General features: G+C 73.4%; 14 protein-coding genes. 10 read left to right on the top strand and 4 right to left on the bottom strand.

Translation table 11 applies throughout. The features are described from left to right. Nucleotides 1-18 precede the first annotated feature (18 nt). On the bottom strand, nucleotides 19-975 hold the full coding sequence (locus tag ACWEOH_RS01700) for a GlxA family transcriptional regulator (protein WP_452027681.1): 957 nt from the start codon (nucleotides 973-975) through the stop codon (nucleotides 19-21). Nucleotides 976-1059: 84 nt separating this feature from the next. Between ACWEOH_RS01700 and ACWEOH_RS01695 the strand changes: the two genes are divergently transcribed. The 5 genes from ACWEOH_RS01695 to ACWEOH_RS01675 all read left to right on the top strand — a co-directional run bounded on the left by ACWEOH_RS01695 (nucleotide 1060) and on the right by ACWEOH_RS01675 (nucleotide 7757). Further along, nucleotides 1060-1209 carry a hypothetical protein gene (locus ACWEOH_RS01695; RefSeq protein WP_452027679.1) on the top strand — a complete coding sequence of 50 codons (150 nt, stop codon included), beginning with the start codon at nucleotides 1060-1062 and terminating at the stop codon, nucleotides 1207-1209. A gap of 159 nt (nucleotides 1210-1368) precedes the next feature. Continuing rightward, a complete protein-coding gene (gene galE / locus ACWEOH_RS01690; RefSeq protein WP_452027677.1) occupies nucleotides 1369-2337 on the top strand; it encodes a UDP-glucose 4-epimerase GalE in 969 nt (322 codons plus the stop codon). 224 nt (nucleotides 2338-2561) lie between these two features. Then, the gene (locus ACWEOH_RS01685) at nucleotides 2562-2882 is read left to right on the top strand and encodes a WhiB family transcriptional regulator (protein WP_148731958.1); all 321 of its coding nucleotides are present in this window, start codon (nucleotides 2562-2564) and stop codon (nucleotides 2880-2882) included. 230 nt (nucleotides 2883-3112) lie between these two features. Continuing rightward, the gene (locus tag ACWEOH_RS01680) at nucleotides 3113-6322 is read left to right on the top strand and encodes a glycosyltransferase (protein WP_452027675.1); all 3210 of its coding nucleotides are present in this window, start codon (nucleotides 3113-3115) and stop codon (nucleotides 6320-6322) included. After that, entirely contained in the window at nucleotides 6306-7757 is a 1452-nt protein-coding gene (locus tag ACWEOH_RS01675) for a DUF5719 family protein (protein WP_452027673.1), read from the top strand. Before ACWEOH_RS01680 ends, ACWEOH_RS01675 begins: the two co-directional genes overlap by 17 nt. A gap of 78 nt (nucleotides 7758-7835) precedes the next feature. Here ACWEOH_RS01675 and ACWEOH_RS01670 read toward each other — a convergent pair whose 3' ends face one another. After that, nucleotides 7836-8192: a hypothetical protein gene (locus ACWEOH_RS01670; protein WP_452027671.1), complete on the bottom strand. Its 357-nt coding sequence runs from the start codon at nucleotides 8190-8192 to the stop codon at nucleotides 7836-7838. A 129-nt stretch (nucleotides 8193-8321) separates the two neighbouring features. Here ACWEOH_RS01670 and ACWEOH_RS01665 point away from each other — a divergent pair, with 129 nt between their 5' ends. The 4 genes from ACWEOH_RS01665 (at nucleotide 8322) to ahcY (ending at nucleotide 12221) form a co-directional block, all read left to right on the top strand. Further along, complete coding sequence (locus ACWEOH_RS01665) at nucleotides 8322-8537, top strand: DUF3499 family protein (protein WP_452027669.1); 216 nt, start codon at nucleotides 8322-8324, stop codon at nucleotides 8535-8537. After that, on the top strand, nucleotides 8534-9967 hold the full coding sequence (locus tag ACWEOH_RS01660; RefSeq protein WP_452027667.1) for a phosphomannomutase/phosphoglucomutase: 1434 nt from the start codon (nucleotides 8534-8536) through the stop codon (nucleotides 9965-9967). The genes ACWEOH_RS01665 and ACWEOH_RS01660 overlap by 4 nt, the downstream gene beginning before the upstream one ends. Before the next feature lie 101 nt (nucleotides 9968-10068). Beyond that, complete coding sequence (locus tag ACWEOH_RS01655) at nucleotides 10069-10704, top strand: hypothetical protein (protein WP_452027665.1); 636 nt, start codon at nucleotides 10069-10071, stop codon at nucleotides 10702-10704. Between the two features lie 38 nt (nucleotides 10705-10742). After that, a complete protein-coding gene (gene ahcY, locus ACWEOH_RS01650; protein WP_452027663.1) occupies nucleotides 10743-12221 on the top strand; it encodes an adenosylhomocysteinase in 1479 nt (492 codons plus the stop codon). Nucleotides 12222-12261: 40 nt separating this feature from the next. On the opposite strand, the gene ACWEOH_RS01645 is transcribed toward ahcY, so the two are convergent. After that, entirely contained in the window at nucleotides 12262-13104 is an 843-nt protein-coding gene (locus ACWEOH_RS01645; RefSeq protein ID WP_452027661.1) for an RDD family protein, read from the bottom strand. A gap of 17 nt (nucleotides 13105-13121) precedes the next feature. Here ACWEOH_RS01645 and ACWEOH_RS01640 point away from each other — a divergent pair, with 17 nt between their 5' ends. After that, nucleotides 13122-14117: a stage II sporulation protein M gene (locus tag ACWEOH_RS01640; protein ID WP_452027659.1), complete on the top strand. Its 996-nt coding sequence runs from the start codon at nucleotides 13122-13124 to the stop codon at nucleotides 14115-14117. A gap of 17 nt (nucleotides 14118-14134) precedes the next feature. Here ACWEOH_RS01640 and ACWEOH_RS01635 read toward each other — a convergent pair whose 3' ends face one another. Then, nucleotides 14135-15472: a DUF58 domain-containing protein gene (locus tag ACWEOH_RS01635; protein ID WP_452027657.1), complete on the bottom strand. Its 1338-nt coding sequence runs from the start codon at nucleotides 15470-15472 to the stop codon at nucleotides 14135-14137. Between the last annotated feature and the right edge of the window lies 1 nt (nucleotide 15473).

The raw sequence follows: 15473 nt of genomic DNA, 5'->3' as shown, positions 1-15473 counted from the left end.
AACCGGGAGTCGCCGCGGTCAGCCGACGGCGCGCAGCCCGAAGAGGCGCCGGTACTGGGTGGGGGTCGTCTGGAGCACCTTGAGGAAGTGGTGCCGCATCACGGCTGCGGCGCCGAAGCCGGTCTCGCGGGCGATCTCCTCGAGCGAGAACGACGTCTCCTCGAGCAGCTGCTGCGCGCGCAGGAGCCGCTGGCGGTTGAGCCAGGCGTTCGGCGTCGTGCCGGTCTCGGCGCGGAACCGCCGCGCGAACGTGCGGGGCGACATGAGCGCCTTGCGTGCCAGCAGGTCCACCGTGAGGTCGTGGTCGAGGTGCTCGAGCATCCACTCGGTGACCTTGGCGAACGAGTCGCTGTGGCACTCGGGGACGGGCGTCTGGATGAACTGGGACTGGCCGCCGTCGCGCTGCGGAGGCACCACCATGCGGCGGGCGATGATGTTGGCGGCGCCGGCGCCGAGCTCGGTGCGCACGATGTGCAGGGCGGCGTCGATGCCGGCGGCGGTGCCCGCGCCGGTGACGACCCTGTCGTCCTGCACGAAGAGCACGTCTGGGTCGACCTCGGTGTCGGGGAACATCTCGGCGAGCCGGTCGGTGTACATCCAGTGGGTGGTGGCGCGGCGGCCGGCGAGCACGCCGGCGTGGCCGAGCGTGAAGGCACCCGAGCAGACCGACAGCACCCACGCGCCGCGCTCGACGGCCGCCCGGATGACCTCGAGCACGCGCTCGTCGGGCGCCGTGTCGATGAGCGAGGCCGGCACCGCGACGAGGTCGGCCTCGCGCGCGAACTCGAGGCCCTCGTGCACCACGACGTCGAAGCCGAGCTTCGTGGAGATGGGACCGGGGTCGGCGGCGACGACGTGGAAGTCGAACGTGGGGCCGCCGTGCTCGCGGCGGTCGATGCCGAACACCTCGCAGATCACGCCGAACTCGAACGGCGCCATCTGGGGCATGGCGATGCAGGCGATGGTCTGGAGCACGGGATCCTCCGAGTGGCAGGAATATGTCGTTCACTGTCACTCTGCCACTACCGGCAGGATGTTGCAAGGAGTAGAATTACTGCCATGACCACCATCGTGTTCCTCGTCATCGCGGGGCTCGCCATCTGGGGAGTGCTCGCCACCGTGCTGCGCCTCGAAGGCGACGGTTACGGTCGTCCCGAGATCCGGGACCGCAACCGCCACATCGAGAACCTGCCCACCCGCACCGTCTGATCCCGCCAGTGGGAGCGCACGCGCGGCGATCGATGCTGCGCGTGCGACCTCTGGGGCTCGTCGCGGGTGACCGGCGATGACTCCCGACCCGCGCCGTCCCGCCGCCCCTCGGTAGCATCGGGGGAGCACGCGGACCGACCGCGTGCGGGAGGCGGGAACATGAGCTGGCTGGTCACCGGAGGTGCCGGGTACATCGGATCGCACGTCGTACGGGCGTTCGCCGAGCAGGGCATCGACACGGTCGTCGTCGACGACCTCTCCTCGGGCCGGCACGCCTTCCTCCCGACCGGCGCCCGCTTCGTGCAGGGCACGATCCTCGACGGGCCGCAGCTCGAGAACACCATCGAGCGGTTCGACGTCCAGGGCGTGGTGCACCTCGCCGGCTTCAAGTACGCCGGCGTCTCGGTCTCCCGGCCGCTGCACACCTACCAGCAGAACGTCACCGGCACGGCGACGCTGCTCGCCGCCATGGCGGCCAAGGGCGTCGACCGCATCGTGTTCTCGTCGAGCGCCGCCGTCTACGGCACGCCCGACGTCGACCTCGTGACCGAGGACACCGAGCAGCATCCTGAATCGCCCTACGGCGAGTCGAAGCTCGTCGGCGAGTGGCTCATCGCCGACCAGGGCCGGGCGGCCGGCCTGCGGCACACGAGCCTGCGGTACTTCAACGTCGTCGGCTCGGGCACCGCGGAGGTGTTCGACCCGAGCCCGCACAACCTCTTCCCGCTCGTGTTCGAGGCGCTCCTCGAGGGCCGCACGCCGCGAATCAACGGCGATGACTACCCGACCCCCGACGGCACGTGCGTGCGCGACTACATCCACGTGGCCGACCTCGCGGCGGCCCACGTGGTCGCGGCGAAGCGGCTCGACGCGGGCGAGCCGCTCGAGCCCGTCTACAACCTCGGCTCGGGCGACGGCTCGTCGGTCGGCGAGATCATGCAGACCGTTGCGGCCGTCACCGGCATCGAGTTCACGCCCGAGATCGCGCCGCGACGCCCGGGCGACCCCGCCCGGATCGTCGCATCCGGCGAGCTCGCGGCACGCGACCTCGATTGGAGGATGCGGCACACGCTGTCGCAGATGGTCGAGAGCGCGTGGGAGGCGCGGCGCGCGGCATCCGAGGAGTGAATCGACCCGGTCGCCGACGCGCGAACGGAGGTCGGCCTCCGGAACGCGGGACGCCCGTCCCGAGTGCGTAACGTCTGGCGAACACGTCGGCGTGTCGCGGTCGCGATGAAGCCTCGACGGACGGTTGAGGGTTTACGATTCCCGACTTGACTCCCGCGAATTACACCGGTGTAATTGTCATGACACACCCTCTGGGTGGTCGGTACAACTGGGTGGGAGACGATATGGGCAATCCTGAATATCGTTCTGGAGTACCTGACGATTGGTTCATCGATCCGGTCAGGCTGGGCGTTCCGGGGGTTCGCTCGGGGGTCGGCGACGACAATCCGCTGGCATGGCAGAGCGACGCACTGTGCGCGCAGACCGATCCGGAGGCGTTCTTCCCCGAGAAGGGCGGCTCCACCCGCGACGCGAAGAAGATCTGCACCGGCTGCGAGGTCCGCGGCGAATGCCTCGAGTACGCACTCGCCAACGACGAGCGCTTCGGCATCTGGGGCGGACTCTCCGAGCGCGAGCGGCGCAAGCTCCGCAAGCGCGCGGTCTGATCTTCTCGCGGATCGGGAGCGACTGAAGCGACGTCTCAGAACCCGCGTCCGTGGGCGCGGGGGCTCAGAGACGTCGCTTCGCTCGTCCTCGATCCGCTCGACGGTCATCGCGTTCGATCCGCGGCATCCCTGCGCCGATCCTCGATCCGTTCAGTGGTCGTCCCACCGTTTCATGGCACGCCCGGACTCATGCCCCGATGCCGCAGCGGGAGCCGCTTAGGCTGGCCCCGATGTTGCCCAGAGTCACCGCCGTCCTCGTCGTGCGTCACGGCGGCGACCACCTCGAGCGGACCCTCGACGCGATCCGCTTCCAGGATCGCGCCCCCGACGCACTCGTCGCCGTGCTCGCCCAGGCCGACGCGCGTGCGCGCGAGCAGGTCGCCGGCGCGGCGCCCGACCGCATCGTGGAGCTGCAGGAACCGCTCTCGTTCGGCGAGGCGCTTCGCGCGGGGGAGCGTGTGCTCGAGGCGCCGGCGTCCGACGCCGATGCGCTCTGGCTGCTCGCAGAGGACTCCGAGCCCCGGCCCGGCGCGCTGAGGAGCCTCATGGCGACGCTCGAGACCGCGCGATCCGTCGCGGTGGCGGGGCCGAAGCTCCTGGAGTGGGACGAGCCCGACCGCATCGCCGGCCTCGGACGCACCATGACCCGGCTCGGGCGCGCCGTCCCGATCGTCGCCGACGAGCTCGACCAGGGCCAGCACGACGGGCTGAGCGACGTGCTCGGGCTCGACCCGGCCGCGATCCTCGTGCGCCACTCGGTATGGCAGGCGCTCGACGGCTTCGACCCGGCCCTGCCCACGGTGGACGACGGACTCGACCTGGGCGTTCGCGCGCGGTTGGCCGGTCATCGCGTGGCGGTCGTCCCCGAGGCCCAGGTGCTGTTCGCCGCTGACGGCGTCGCGGGACCGCCCGGCGATGGGCGCAGTCGGTCGCGCCGCCGACGCGCCCGCGCGGCCCGTGCCGCGGCCCTGCACCGGCGCCTCGTCTACGCGCCCGCACCCGCCGTGCCGGTGCACTGGATCACGTTCCTGCCACTCGCCGTGCTGCGCTCGGTGCGGCTCCTGCTCATCAAGCGGCCGGGCGAGATCCCCGGCGAGTTCGCCGCGGCGCTCGGGACGATGTTCTCCGGCATGCGCGTGCCGCGCGCCCGGCGCGTCCTGGCGTCGTCGAAGCAGGCCAAGTGGTCGGCCATCGCCCCGCTCAGACTGCAGCCCGACGAGCAGCGCCGTCGTCGCGAGGCCGCCGTCGAGGCGCGCAAGGCGCGGGCGCGCGGGCGGTCGAACGAACTGCAGTTCCTCGGCACGGGCGGCGGCTGGGTGCTGCTCGCGACCGCCGCGGCATCCGTCGGGCTGTTCTCGTGGCTCATCACGGCGAGCGGCGTGGGCGGCGGCGGGCTGCTGCCGCTGTCGGGCGTCGCCGAGCTGTGGCGCAACGCGGCCTACGGCTGGCGCGACGTCGGCACCGGGTTCGTCGGCGCCGCGGATCCGTTCGGCGGCGTGCTCGCCGTGCTCGGCTCGCTGACGTTCTGGGCGCCCTCGTACGCCATGCTCCTCCTCTGGCTCGTCGCGATCCCCGCCGCCGCGATCGGCGCCTGGTTCGCGGCATCCCGCCTCACCGAACGCGGCTCGCTGCGCGCGGTCGCCGCGCTCGTGTACGCGTTCGCCCCGGCGTTCCTGACGGCGCTCGCCGAGGCGCGGCCGGGGGCGGTGATCGCGCACGTCCTGCTCGGATGGCTCGCGTTCGCCGTGTTCGGCGCGGCCTCGTCGTGGGCCGCGGCGGCGACCGCGTCCCTGCTGTTCGCCGCGGTGATCGCCGCGGCCCCCAGCCTCGCCCCGGCGCTCGTCGTCGGCTGGATCGTCGCGGTCGCGGTGAGCGGGCGCGCGGCCGTACGGCTGGCGGGACTGCCCGTCCCGGCCCTCGTGCTCGCGCTGCCGCTCATCGTCGAGCAGATCGGCCGCGGCACGCCGTTCGGGCTCCTCGCGGACCCGGGCGTGCCCGTCGGCGGCCCGGTGCCGACCCCTTGGCAGTTGGCCGTCGGCCTGCCGAGCGGCGGCTGGGGCGGATGGGGCGAGCTCGTCGGCTCGCTCGTCGAGCTCGATCCGAAGCTGGTCGCGAGCGTCCTCGCGGTGCCGCTCGTGCTCGCGGCACTCGCGGCGGTGCTCGCGCCGGGATGGCGCCGCGCGACCCTCACCCTCGGAACGGTCCTCCTCGGCTACGCCACGGCGGTCGCCTCCACGCACGTCGCCGTGGCGGTCGTCGGGCCCGACGTCGTGGCGGTCTGGGCCGGCGCCGGACTCAGCCTCGCCTGGCTCGGGCTCGTGCTCGCATCGGTGAGCGCCCTCGACGTGCTCCGGCGCGGACCGGCGCTCCTCGGCGCCGTGGTCGCGGTCGTGTCGCTCGTCGCGGTGGTCCCGACGATGATCGCCATCGCCGCGGACGCCGTGCCGCTCGGACCCGCCGGCGAACGGACGCTGCCGGCGTACGTCGTCGCCCAGGCCGACACCGACCCTCGCGTCACGACGTTGTGGATGGAGCCCGAGGTCGACGGCAGCCTGCGCGCGACGCTCGAGCACGGCACGGGCGAGACGCTCGACGACCAGTCCACGCTCGACCAGACCCGCACCGTGCTCACCGACGAGCAGGTGCAACTCGCGACCGTCGCCGGCAACCTCGCGTCGCGCAGCGGGTTCGACCCCGAGGCCGCCGTGCGGGACTTCGGCGTCTCGTTCGTGCTGCTCGCGCCCGCGTCCGACGACGGGCGAGAGGCGGTGCAGACCGAGGCGCGAGCGCGCACGGCGCTCGACGGCAATCCCGCCCTCATCGCGGTGGGGGAGACCGATTTCGGCGCGCTCTGGCGCTTCGCCGCCGCGGAGCCCGACGCCGAGGCGGCGCAGATCCCGCCCGACGCGGGCGGGTGGCTCGCGGTGCTCATCACGATCGTGCAGGTCATCGTCATCGCCGCGGCCGTGTTGCTGTCGATCCCCACGGGTGCCGGCCGAGAGGCCGACCGCCGTCCGACGCGGGTGCGTCGCCGCGCCGCCGCCGCGGCCGCGCGAGCCGCCGCGGCCGGCGGTGGAGCCGCGGCCGCCGCTGAGGCCGAGGACGAGGGCGAAGCCGAAGCCGACGCCGAGGCTGATGCTGAAGCCGAGCCCGAAGCGGAAGCCGGAACCGAGGACGCGGACGCCGATGCCGCGGCGGTCGACGACGAACGGGCCGAAGAGACGGATGCCGCGGCATCCGATGAGGAGACGACGGCCGAAGACCCGGGAGCCTCCGACGACGTGACGGATGCCGCGACATCCGATGACGGAACGACAGACGACGCGGGAGCCGCCGACGAGGAGCCGGGCGACGATGAGCCGGGCGACGATGCCGCCGAGGCGCCGCGAGACCGCACCGCAGACGAGCCGAAGGGAGACGACGATGGTCGTGCGTCGTAAGACCCTCATCCGCGTCGGCCTCCGCTCGCTCGCGCTGGTCGGCGCCGCCGCGCTCGCCGTGGGCGCCGTCGCCGCCGCGACGTTCGTGCCGTGGCCCGACCACCGCATCGAGGCCCCGTCCGAGCTCGTGCAGCCGGCGGAGAGCCGTCAGCTGCGGGTGTGCCCCGGGCCGTTCCTCGCGCTCGGCGAGGACGCGGCGGCCGCGACCACGGCGTCGTCGGTGGGATCGGCGAGCCTCGTCACGGCCGCGGAACCGGCCGACGCAGCCCTCGAGCAGGTGCCGCTGGAGGCGCCCGAGAACCCGAACGCCGCGCAGGACGGCACGCCCGTCGCGATCGCGGCCGAGCCGGGCGGCGTCGACGCGGGCATGCTCGCGGGCGCGCAATCCCAGTCGATCTCGACCGAGACCCTCGGCGGGTTCGCCGCGGCGGCGTGCGGCGAGGCCGTCGCCGACGCCTGGCTCGTCGCCGGTGCGACGAACCTGGGCCGCAGCGGGATCGTGCTGCTGTCGAACCCCACCCCGGTGGCCGCGACGGTCGACGTGCGGGTGTTCGGGGAGTCGGGAGCGGTGGATGCCCCGTCGGCCCTCGGCATCATCGTGCCGCCGGGCAGCCAGCGCGTGCTCTCGCTCGCGGGCCTCGCGCCGAACCTCGTGTCGCCGGTCGTGCACGTCACGAGCACGGGCGGCGCGATCGCCGCGAGCCTCGAGCAGTCGACGATCGTGGGCCTCGCGCCCGCCGGTGCCGAACTGACCGGCGCGACCGCCGCGCCGGGCACGACCCAGGTGATCCCGGGCCTCGTCGTGCCGCAGGCGGGCGGCGTCGAGGCGCTCGAGGACCACGCCGACGGCGACGACTTCCCCGCGGTGCGGCTGTTCGCGCCGGGCAACGCGCCCGTGGCCGTCTCGATCGGCATCGTGCCCGAGTCGGGCGCGGGCGGCACCACGCTCGACGTCTCGCTCGAGCCCGGTCGCGTGCTCGACGTCCCCCTCGGCGTGCTCGATGCGGGAACCTACACCGTGCGCGTCGAGGCCGACGCGCCGGTCGTGGCCGCGGCGCGCGCCTCGGTCGGCGGCGCCGAGGGCCAGACGGATGCCGCGGCCCCCTCGGACTTCGCCTGGACCGTGGCCACCGCGCCCCTGCTCGACAGTGCGGTCGTCGCCGTGCCGCCCGGACCCTCGGCGACGCTGCACCTCGTGAACCCGGCGGGCGCCGACGCCGAGGCGACCCTCAGGCTGGACGGGCAGGAGCGCACGGTCGTCGTGCCGGCCGCGGGTGCGGCGTCGGTGCCGCTCGCCGGCGCCACGTCGGTCGTGCTCTCGGGCACGCAGGGGCTGCACGCGACGGTCTCCTTCGACGGCGCCGACGAGCTCGCGTCGTTCGGCGTGCAGCCGCCCGGGCCCCTCGACTCGCCGATCCTCGTCTACCCGAACTGAGCACTCGGCCGCGGTGCCGAACCGGCCACGCCGAGCGGTTCATCGAATGCGCGGCGGAGCCGGTGCCCGCCTTCGCCGTCAGAAGTGCCGGTAGCGCCCGGGCGCCAGCTCCCACGGGTCCTTGTCGAGCAGCTCGGCGACCGCGCGGAACACGCAGCTCTCGACGAGCAGCTTCTCGTCGCGGTCCTCGCCCTCCTGGAGGCGGAGGAACCGCACGATCGGCAGCCGGTAGAACGTGATGCGGCGCTCGTCGTGCACGACCTTCCACCGGTCGACGTGGTCGCCGTGGATCGCCTCGGCGGGTCCCTGCGCCACCTCGAAGACGACGCCCTCGAGCTCGGGCCAGAGCCCGCGCAGGTACGCGGCCGTGGTGGCGACCGTGAAGTCGAACTCGTCGAGGCGGGTGCGCAGCGGCTCGAGGTGCGGCCCCGTCACGGCCGAGCGCATTCCGCGCCCGTGCCGGTCCCGGGCCAGCCGCCGAGGAGAACGAGGCGTGGCGACACGACGGGATCGGGGCATACCCTCCATCGTAATGTCCGCCCCGGTCGCTACTCTGGTGGAGCCATGAGACGTTGCTCGCGCACCGCATGCGCCGCCGAGGCGGTCGCGACACTGACGTTCGACTACGCCGACTCCATGGCCGTCCTGGGGCCGCTCTCCCTCACCCCCGAGCCGCACGGCTACGACCTCTGCAGCCGCCACGCCGAGCGCACCTCCGCGCCCGTCGGCTGGCAGATCGTCCGGCACGTGTGGATGGGTGAGGTAGGTTTCAAGGCATGACTCCCGCTGAAGGCCCAGACGTTCGCGCGCGCCTCGACGCCGTCGTGAAGGCGTACGACGTCCGCGGGATCGTGGGCGAGGGACTCACGGCCGAGACCGTCGAGGCGCTCGGCGCGGGCTTCGCCGACGAGGTCGCCGCGAACGGCGGCCGCATCGTCGTCGGGCACGACATGCGCGACTCGTCGCCCGGGTTCGCCGCTGCCTTCGCGCGCGGTGCGACCCGCCGCGGCGCCGACGTCGTGGCCATCGGGCTCTGCTCCACCGACGAGTCGTACTTCGCGTCGGGCTCGCTCGACGCACCCGCGGCGATGTTCACGGCGAGCCACAATCCGGCCACCTACAACGGCATCAAGTTCTCACGAGCGGGCGCGCAGGGCATCTCGCTCGACACCGGGCTGGCCTCGATCCGCGACCGCGCGGGCGACTACCTCGAGCAGGGCATCACCGACGTGCCGGCCACGGGCACGGTCACCACCGCCGACGTGCTCGCCGACTACGCGGCCCACCTCCGCTCGCTCGTCGACCTCCGCGGCATCCGACCGTTGAAGATCGTCGTCGACGCCGGCAACGGCATGGGCGGCCTCACGGTACCGGCGGTGCTCGGCGAGGCTGCCGGCCTGCCCGCGCTGCCGCTCGAGATCGTGCCCCTCTACTTCGAGCTCGACGGCACGTTCCCCAACCACGAGGCCAACCCGCTCGAGCCGGCGAACCTCGTCGACCTGCAGCGCGCCGTGGTCGAGCACGGCGCCGACCTGGGCCTCGCGTTCGACGGCGACGCCGACCGCTGCTTCGTCGTCGACGAGCGCGGCGGCGCGGTGAGCCCCTCTGCGGTCGCCGCGATCGTGGCGGTCCGCGAGATCGAGCGCGTCCGTGCGACGGGCGAAGACGAGGTGGCGGTCATCCACAACCTCATCACCTCGCGGTTCGTGCCCGAGACCATCGAGAACGAGGGCGCGATCGCCGTGCGCACGCGCGTGGGCCACTCGCTCATCAAGGACCGCATGCGGGAGACGGGCGCGGTGTTCGGCGGCGAGCACTCGGCGCACTACTACTTCCGCGACTTCTGGGGCGCCGACAACGGCATGCTCGCCGCGATGCACGTGCTCGCCGAGTTCGGGGCGCAGGAGGCGCCGCTGTCCGAGCTCGCCGCGCGCTTCACGCCCTACTCGTTGTCGGGCGAGATCAACTCCGTCGTCGACGACGTGCCCGCCGCCTACACGCGCATCGTCGAGGCGTTCACGGGTCGCGCCGACTTCGACGAGCTCGACGGCCTCACCGTCACGGGCATCACGGCCGAAAGCGAGCCGTTCTGGTGGTTCAACGTGCGGCCGTCCAACACCGAGCCGCTGCTGCGCCTCAACGTCGAGGGCGCGGATGCCGCGACCATGGCGGCGGTGCGCGACGAGGTGCTGGCGCTCATCCGCGCCTGAGCCCAGCGCGTCGCATCGGCCTCGGTTCGCGGGCCGCTAGATTGTGGCAAGCGCTCGCCCGGCCGGGCGGCCGTCGATCGCCCTGCCGAGTTGGAGCCCGAATGACCCGTCGCCCGATGCAGCTCGCGCTGACCGCCCTCATCGTCTGCGCCGCCCTGACCGGATGCTCCGGAGCCGGCGCAACGCCGGGGTCGACACCGGCGGGCGACTCCACGCCGAGCGCCATCGAGACGCCCGCTCCGGCCGAGCCCACGCCCACGGCTCCGGCCGAGGACCCCGCCGACCCGGCGACGTGGATCATCAGCGGCGCCGGTATCGGGCCGCTCCAGCGGGGCGAGGGGTTCGACGCGTCCGCACCGGGAGCCGGGCCGTACACGGTCGCGGCGAGCGGCTGCCCGAACCCGTCCGCGACGTTCCTGGAGGGCGACGGCCTGGCGAACCTGTCGATCGTCACGGAGGACGACGGCTCGGCGATCGCCGTCGCCCAGGTCACGAGCTGGGGGACGTCGGGCGACATCGTCTCGCCGTCGACCGCCGCTGGCGTGCGGCTGGGCGCGACCGTCGCGGAGCTCGAGGAGGCGTACCCCGGCATCGAGCAGACGGGCACGAGCAACAACTCGCTCCTGTTCGGGGTCGAGGACTCCGGCGGGTGGATCGTCTTCTGGCTGGGCGGCGAGTCGGTCGTCCAGATCTCGGCGGCCCCGACGCCCGAGGCTCCGACGGAGCTGTGCGGCTGACGCGACGGGGTTCGCCCGGCCCTGTCACAATGGTGGGCATGGATGCGCCCGTCACCACCGCCCTGCCCTTCAAGGTCGCCGACCTCTCGCTCGCCGAGGCCGGCCGCCATCAGCTCCGCCTCGCCGAGAACGAGATGCCGGGGCTCATGGCGCTCCGCGCCGAGTTCGGGGCGTCGAAGCCCCTCGCCGGCGCTCGGATCGCGGGCAGCCTGCACATGACCGTCCAGACGGCCGTGCTCATCGAGACGCTCGTCGCGCTCGGCGCGCAGGTGCGCTGGGCGAGCTGCAACATCTTCTCCACGCAGGACGACGCGGCCGCGGCCGTGGTCGTCGGCCCCGACGGCACGGTCGACGACCCCAAGGGCGTCCCGGTCTTCGCCTGGAAGGGGGAGACGCTCGAGGAGTACTGGTGGTGCACCGACCGCATCTTCGACTGGAGCGCCGAGGCCGCCGACGCGGGCGCCGACTGGATCGGCCCGAACATGATCCTCGACGACGGCGGTGACGCGACCCTCCTCGTGCACCACGGCCGTGAGTTCGAGGCCGCCGGCTCCGTGCCCGCGGCGACGGATGCCACGAGCCACGAGTTCCGCGTCGTGCTCGACACGCTCCGCCGCTCCCTCGAGGTCTCGCCCGACCGCTGGACCCGCATCGCCGCCGAGATCCGCGGGGTCACCGAGGAGACCACGACCGGCGTGCACCGCCTCTACGAGCTGCACGCGCGCGGCGAGCTGCTCTTCCCGGCGATCAACGTGAACGACTCCGTCACCAAGTCGAAGTTCGACAACAAGTACGGCATCCGGCACTCGCTGCCCGACGGCCTGAACCGCGCGACCGACGTGCTCATGGGCGGCAAGGTCGCGTTCGTCGCCGGCTACGGCGACGTCGGCAAGGGCGCCGCCGAGGCGCTGCGCGGCCAGGGCGCCCGCGTCATCGTCTCGGAGATCGACCCGATCAACGCGCTGCAGGCGGCGATGGACGGCTACCAGGTCTCGCGCCTCGAGTCGGTCATCGGCGAGATCGACATCCTGGTCACCGGCACGGGCAACAAGGACGTCGTGCGCCTCGAGCACCTGCTCGGCCTCAAGCACCTCGCGATCGTGGCGAACGTCGGCCACTTCGACAACGAGATCGACATGGCGGGCCTGGAGTCCCTCGCGGGCGCCGAGCGCGTCGAGATCAAGCCCCAGGTGCACGAGTGGCGCCTCCCCAACGGGCGCAGCGTGCTCGTGCTCAGCGAGGGCCGGCTCATGAACCTCGGCAACGCGACGGGGCATCCGTCGTTCGTCATGTCGAACTCGTTCACGAACCAGGTGCTCGCCCAGATCGAGCTGTGGACGCGTCCCGACGCGTACCCCGTGGGCGTGTACGTGCTGCCGAAGCACCTCGACGAGAAGGTCGCGCGGCTCCACCTCGACGCGCTCGGCGTCGAGCTGACCGAGCTCACGCCCGAGCAGGCGGCGTACATCGGCGTGCCGGTCGAGGGGCCGTACAAGGTCGACCACTACCGCTACTGACCGGTGACGGATGCCGCGGGCCCCGCGGCATCCGCTCGGCTCATCGGTCGGGGAAGCCGACCGGCGTCGCGTTGAGCACCGGCGCGAGGGAGGCCATGCGCGCGTCCTCGAGGCGGAGCGCCGTGAGGTCGCGGTCGCGCCGGAGCGCGACGACGGCGGCGAGGAACCGCTCGGGCTCCGTGTGGGGCAGCGGCGACACGAACGGCGCAACCTCGGCGGCGAGCGACCCGGCCAGCCGCGCCCGGCTCTCGGGCACGAGGTGGTGCAGGTTCGCGAAGAACGACGCGATCCGGCGCGCGAGCGGGTCGGGCAGGCGCGCCACGTCGGCGGTCGAGGCCCAGGCGACGAGCTCGGGCGGAACCCCGAACGCGTTCGAGGGCACCTTGGGAACCCGCTCGACCTGGGCGTGCGTGCCGGCGAGGATGTCGCCGAGGCGCTTCGACGATGGGTTCAGGAACCCGACGAGCACCGCGAGTCCGCCGAACGTGAGGTAGATCTCGATCACGCCCGTGAGCGCGCGGATGAAGGCGTGGCGGAAACCGGTGCCGCCGCCGTCGTCGCGCACGACGCGCAGGCCCATGACGAGCTTGCCGAGCGAACGCCCGTGCGAGGCGGTCTCGATCGCGGTCGGCAGCACGACGATGGCGAACACGAGCGTCGCGACCATGATCGCGCGGAATGCCGCCTCGTCCAGGGAGAGGCCGGCGAGGGCCAGCAGCATCGCGATGATGATGAGCACCGTGAGCAGCACATCGAGGGCGGCGCCGCCCGCCCGGATGAGGGCGCTCGCGGGCCGCAGGTCGAGGGCGACGGCCTCGCCCGTGACGAGCGACTCGTCGTCGAAACGGGCCGCCCGGCTGCGGGATTCGGGCGGAGCGGCCATGGATAGTATTCAAGCAGATGGACCTCGACGCGCTCGCCTCCGCCCGCCACGACGAGTGGGAGCGGCTCGACGCGCTCTCGCGGTCGGCGCGGCTCGACGGCCCCGGCGCCGACGAGCTCATCGAGCGGTACCAGCACGCGGCATCCGATCTCTCGCTCGTGCAGACCACCGCCGGGTCGACCGCGCTCGGCGACCGCCTGTCGGTGAGCCTCGCCCGGGCGCGGCTGCGGTTCACCGGCGCGCCCGAGAACCCGCTGCGCCAGTTCACCCGCTTCGCGCTCGTGAGCCTGCCCGCCGCGCTGTACCGCCTGCGCTGGATCACCCTCGCGGTCGCCGTGGTCACGATCGTCGTGGCCGGGCTGTACGCGTGGTGGGTGTCCGGCGATCCCCGCGTGCTCGCGAACCTCGGCACCGAGGAGGAGCTGCAGCAGCTCGCCGACGAGGGCTTCGCCGCGTACTACTCCGAGAATCCCGCCGCGTCGTTCGCCGGCGCCGTCTGGACGAACAACGCGTGGATCGCCGCCCAGTGCGTCGCGTTCGGGATCCTGGGCGTCTGGGTGCCCTTCGTCATCCTGCAGAACGCGCAGAACCTCGGCCTCACGGCGGCGATCATGTTCGCCTACGACGAGGCCGACACCTTCTTCCTCTACATCACGCCGCACGGCCTGCTCGAACTCACGTGCGTGTTCGTGGCGGCCGCCGCCGGCCTCCGGATCTTCTGGGCCTGGGTCGCGCCGGGTCCGCGCACCCGCGGCGTCGCGCTCGCCGAGGACGCGCGGTCGCTCTTCACGGTCGCGATCGGTCTCGTGTTCTTCCTCTTCGTCTCGGGCCTCATCGAGGGCTTCGTGACGCCGGCGCCGTGGCCGTGGCCCGTGAAGATCGGCATCGGCGTGCTCGCACTCGGCGGGTTCCTCGCCTACATGCTCGTGCTCGGCGGCCGGGCGTGGCGTGCTGGCGAGACGGGCGACCTCGTCGAGTTCGATGCGGGCGCGAGCCGCATCGTCGCGGGCTGAATCGCGCCGGCACAGGGCTAGAGCCGGCCGGCCGCCTTCAGCTCGAGGTAGAGGTCGGCTAGGGCGGGCGGCAGCTCCTGCGGAGGGGCCGAGACGGTGAGCGCGCCGAGGTGCCGGATCGCCGCGGCGACGCGGTCGCCGTCGAGGAGGCTCCGCTCGGCCGCCGCGGCGCGGTAGGCGTCGTCGAGCGAGCTCCGCTCCCGGGCGGCGCCGACGACGTCGGGGTCGGCGACCGAAGCGACGACGACGAGGTGCCGCGCGGTGAGCTGGGGGAGCACGGTGAGAAGGCTCCGGGCGCTGCCGGGGGAGTCCGCGGCGGTGAGGAGCACGACGAGGGCGCGCCGGCTCGTGGTCCGTCGGATGTGGCCCGGAACCGCCGCCCAGTCGGCCTCGATGAGCTCGGCCTCGATGTCGGCCATCGTGTCGACGAGCCGCGCGAGCAGCTCGGCGCCGCTCGCGCCGTGCACGCGGCCGCGCACGCGCCGGTCCCACGCGAGGAAGTCCACGCGGTCACCGGCGTGCGAGGCCAGGGCGGCGAGCAGGAGCGACGCCTCCCAGGCCGTGTCGAGGCGCGGCTCGTCGGCGATGCGCGCGGCGGCGGTGCGTGAGGTGTCGGCCACGATCACGATGCGGCGGTCGCGCTCGGGACGCCACGTGCGCACCATGAGGCGCGCGCTGCCCGGCACCTCGAGGTTCGCGTGGCGGGCGGTCGCGCGCCAGTCGATCGAGCGCACGTCGTCACCGCGCACGTACTCGCGGATCGAGTCGAACTCGGTGCCCTGGCCGCGGATGAGCAGCGGCGTGCGACCGTCGAGCTCGCGAAGGCGCGTGAGCCGCGACGGCAGGTGCGCACGGGAGTGGAACGGCGGGAGCACCCGGATCCGGCCGGGGGCGGCGAGCGTCGCCTGACGCGACCAGAGCCCGAGCGGCCCGGCCGACCGGATCGTCACGTGCTCGGCGCGGCGGTCGCCGCGGCGCCACGGCGTGAGCTGCAGCGTCATCCGACGCCGCTCGCCGGGCGGGATGCGCAGGCGCGTGCGATTCGGCCCGGCGACCCCGGCCGAGGGCTCCCAGCCGTCGCGGACCGTGGCCCGCAGCATCCTCGGGCCCGTGTGCTGCACGGCCAGCTCGGACGTCACGGTCTCGCCGAGCCGCACGCGCTCGGGGAGGCCGCGCTCGAGGACCACACGCCGCGGCGACGCCGCGACCGAGAGGTCGACGACGCCCGCGACGAGCGCGAGGCCGAGCCACGCGATGAGCGCGAGCCACGCCGCACCGGCATCGCTGATGCCCGCCGCGACGACGGGGACCACCCCGAGCGCGACGAGCAGCGCGAACCGACCGGAGACCACCATG

It is taken from the genome of Agromyces sp. NPDC004153, assembly GCF_053603635.1.
This window is presented reverse-complemented; position numbering and strand designations above follow the sequence as displayed.

What these genes read in the sequence shown, in the direction of transcription:
- ACWEOH_RS01695 (WP_452027679.1), top strand. Translation starts at nt 1,060, where the DNA reads ATGACCACCATCGTGTTCCTCGTCATCGCGGGGCTCGCCATCTGGGGA.
- galE (WP_452027677.1), top strand. Translation starts at nt 1,369, where the DNA reads ATGAGCTGGCTGGTCACCGGAGGTGCCGGGTACATCGGATCGCACGTC.
- ACWEOH_RS01685 (WP_148731958.1), top strand. Translation starts at nt 2,562, where the DNA reads ATGGGCAATCCTGAATATCGTTCTGGAGTACCTGACGATTGGTTCATC.
- ACWEOH_RS01680 (WP_452027675.1), top strand. Translation starts at nt 3,113, where the DNA reads ATGTTGCCCAGAGTCACCGCCGTCCTCGTCGTGCGTCACGGCGGCGAC.
- ACWEOH_RS01675 (WP_452027673.1), top strand. Translation starts at nt 6,306, where the DNA reads ATGGTCGTGCGTCGTAAGACCCTCATCCGCGTCGGCCTCCGCTCGCTC.
- ACWEOH_RS01665 (WP_452027669.1), top strand. Translation starts at nt 8,322, where the DNA reads ATGAGACGTTGCTCGCGCACCGCATGCGCCGCCGAGGCGGTCGCGACA.
- ACWEOH_RS01660 (WP_452027667.1), top strand. Translation starts at nt 8,534, where the DNA reads ATGACTCCCGCTGAAGGCCCAGACGTTCGCGCGCGCCTCGACGCCGTC.
- ACWEOH_RS01655 (WP_452027665.1), top strand. Translation starts at nt 10,069, where the DNA reads ATGACCCGTCGCCCGATGCAGCTCGCGCTGACCGCCCTCATCGTCTGC.
- ahcY (WP_452027663.1), top strand. Translation starts at nt 10,743, where the DNA reads ATGGATGCGCCCGTCACCACCGCCCTGCCCTTCAAGGTCGCCGACCTC.
- ACWEOH_RS01645 (WP_452027661.1), bottom strand. Translation starts at nt 13,104, where the DNA reads ATGGCCGCTCCGCCCGAATCCCGCAGCCGGGCGGCCCGTTTCGACGAC.
- ACWEOH_RS01640 (WP_452027659.1), top strand. Translation starts at nt 13,122, where the DNA reads ATGGACCTCGACGCGCTCGCCTCCGCCCGCCACGACGAGTGGGAGCGG.
- ACWEOH_RS01635 (WP_452027657.1), bottom strand. Translation starts at nt 15,472, where the DNA reads ATGGTGGTCTCCGGTCGGTTCGCGCTGCTCGTCGCGCTCGGGGTGGTC.